Annotated in this window: 2 protein-coding genes; one reads left to right on the forward strand and one right to left on the reverse strand. The window is 72.4% G+C overall.

All coding sequences use genetic code 11. The annotated features are described in order from the left end of the window. Nucleotides 1-902, forward strand: a 902-nt coding sequence (locus ACY45C_RS17155) for a GtrA family protein (protein ID WP_462188573.1), incomplete at its 5' end; no start/stop codon positions are given. Nucleotides 903-919: 17 nt separating this feature from the next. On the opposite strand, the gene ACY45C_RS17160 is transcribed toward ACY45C_RS17155, so the two are convergent. Next, nucleotides 920-2,856 (reverse strand): pyruvate carboxylase subunit B (locus ACY45C_RS17160; RefSeq protein ID WP_462188574.1); only part of this gene is annotated, 1,937 nt, incomplete at its 5' end.

The raw sequence follows: 2,856 nt of genomic DNA on the forward strand, positions 1-2,856 counted from the left end.
TCGTGCGGGGACCGCGCCGGGAGGTGCTCTCCCGCTGCTACAACCTGATCCTCCGCAGAACACTGGCGGCCCGGTTCTCCGACGCGCAGTGCGGCTTCAAGGCGATCCGCGCCGACGCCGCGGCAGGCCTGCTGCCCTTGGTGGAAGACAGCGGCTGGTTCTTCGACACCGAGCTGCTCGTCCTGGCCGAACGGGCCGGAATGCGCATCCACGAGATCCCGGTCGACTGGATCGATGATCCGGACAGCCGCGTCGACGTGCTCGCCACGGCCATCGCTGACCTGAAGGGTGTGGTCCGCCTCTTGCGGGCGTTCGGCAGCGGAAAGCTACCGCTCGCCAGGCTGCACCAGGAGTTCGGCCGAGGCCCGCTCACCGCCGGCCACGCCGAGGAGGGCAAGGCCGTCGAGGTCCCGGGGGTACCGAAGGGACTCACCGGTCAGCTCCTGCGATTCGCCGCGATCGGGATCGCCAGCACGCTGTCCTATCTGGTGCTCTTCGTCCTGCTGCGGACAGTCACCGGGGCGCAGGTCGCGAACCTGCTGTCGCTGCTTCTCACGGCGGTTGCGAACACCCCGGCGAACCGGCGGCTGACCTTCGGTCTCACCGGTCCGGAGCGCGCCGGTCGCCACCATCTGCAGGGCCTGGTGGTGTTCGCCGTCGGCCTCGGCCTGACCAGCGGTTCGCTCGCGCTCCTGCACGCGGCGAGCACGAACCCCGGCCGCGGCATTGAACTCTCCGTGCTGGTGCTGGCGCACCTGGCCTCCACGGTCATCCGGTTCCTTCTACTGCGCGCCTGGGTCTTCCGCCCGGGCCGGGAGGCGGGGGACGTGGCCGGGACGCTCCCGGCCACGACACCCCCGCGGAGGCAGAACCCGACCGGCGGGATCAGGGACACAGCGTAATCAGGAACGCAGCGTAATCAGGAACGCAGAATAAGCAGCAGGTCACCGACCTCGACGGAGTCGCCGCTGGAGCGGACGAGCTCCACGACGGTCCCGCCCACCGGGCTGGTCACCGCGGCCTCCATCTTCATCGCCTCCACCACCGCCAGCCGCTGGCCCTTCGTCACCGTGTCGCCCACCGCGACGCTGAACGTGACGATGCCGGGCAGCCCGGCGCCCACCTGGTTCGGATCGGCGAGGTCCGCCCGACGGGCCACCGTGGTGGTGGCCGTGATGGACGCGTCCCGGACCCGCACCGGCCGGGGCTGGCCGTTGACCCGCAGGTACAGGGTGCGCATCGCGGAGTCGTCCGGTTTGGAGAGCGTCTCCAGCTCCACGATGATCTCCACCCCGGGCTCCAAGGTGACGGTGAGCGGAACGCCGGGCCGCAGCCCGTACAAAAAGCCGTCGGTCGGGACCACGGAGGAGTCCCCGTAGGCGTCCACCGCCCGCAGGTAGTCCTTCCACGGGCCGGGGAAGAGCAGCCTGGACAGGGCCGCCCGCCGCCGGGTCCCCGGGAAAGAGAGCTCGGCGGCGTCCGCCGCGTCGAGGTCGACGAACGGCGGCGCCGGGCGGCGCCCGGCCAGCGCCCGTTCCCGGAACGGTTCGGCGAAGCCGGCCGGCGGCGTGCCGAGTTCACCTGCGAGGTAGCCGAGCACGCTGGCCGGCAGGTCGAACTCCTCGGGATGCGCACGCAACCGGTCCACGTCGACGGATCCGCCGGCGATGAACAGCGCCAGGTCACCGACGACCTTGCTGGTCGGCGTCACCTTGATCGGCTTGCCGAGCAGCTCGTTGGCGATCGCGTAGCACTCGGTGACCTCGGCCCACCGGTCCCCCAGCCCCAGCGCGATCGCCTGCTGACGCAGGTTCGTCAGCTGGCCGCCGGGAATCTCGTGCCGGTACACGGCCCCGGTCGGGGCCCGCAGCCCCGCCTCGAACGGGGCGTAGAGGTCGCGCACGGCCTCCCAGTACGGCTCCATCGCGGACAGCGCGGGCAGCGCGATGCCGGTCGCCCGGGGAGTGTGGTCGGTCGCCGCCACCAACGCGGACATGTTGACCTGGCTGGTGCCGCCGGACATCGGCGCGGCGGCGGCGTCCACCGCGTCCACCCCGGCCGCGGACGCCGCGAGCAGGGTGGCGAGCTGGCCGCCCGCGGTGTCGTGGGTGTGCAGGTGGACGGGCCGGTCGAAACGCTCCCGCAGGGCCGTCACCAGCGTGGCCGCCGCCGCCGGGCGCAGCAGTCCCGCCATGTCCTTCACGGCGAGCACATGCACACCCGCCTCGACGAGCTGTTCGGCGAGGCGCAGGTAGTAGTCGAGGGTGTAGATCCGCTCCGCCGGATCGGAGAGGTCACCGGTGTAGCAGAGCGTCCCTTCGGCGATCGCCCCGGTACCGAGCACCGCCTCGATCGCCGGGCGCATCTGCTCGATGTCGTTCAGCGCGTCGAAGATCCGGAAGATGTCGACGCCGGTCGCCGCGGCCTCGGCGACGAACGCCCGGACGACGTCGTCCGGGTAGGGGGTGTACCCGACCGCGTTGCGCCCCCGCAGCAGCATCTGCAGGCAGATGTTCGGTGCGGCCTGGCGCAGCGCAGCGAGCCGCTCCCACGGATCCTCCGCGAGAAAGCGCAGCGCGACGTCGTAGGTCGCCCCGCCCCAGGCCTCCAGGCTCAGCAGGTTCGGCGTCAGCGCGGCGTACGACGGGGCGGCCGCCAGGATGTCGAAGCTGCGCAGCCTCGTGGCCAGCAGCGACTGGTGGGCGTCACGCAAGGTGGTGTCGGTGACGGCCAGCGCCCCCTGGGCGCGCAGCCACGCCGCCCAGCCCGCCGGCCCGAGCTCCGTCAGCAGCTGCCGGGATCCCGCCGGCAGCTGCGTGCCGCCGGGCGCCGTGCCGCGGGGCGCCGCCACCTGCG

The organism is Frankia sp. CcWB2 (assembly GCF_977927585.1).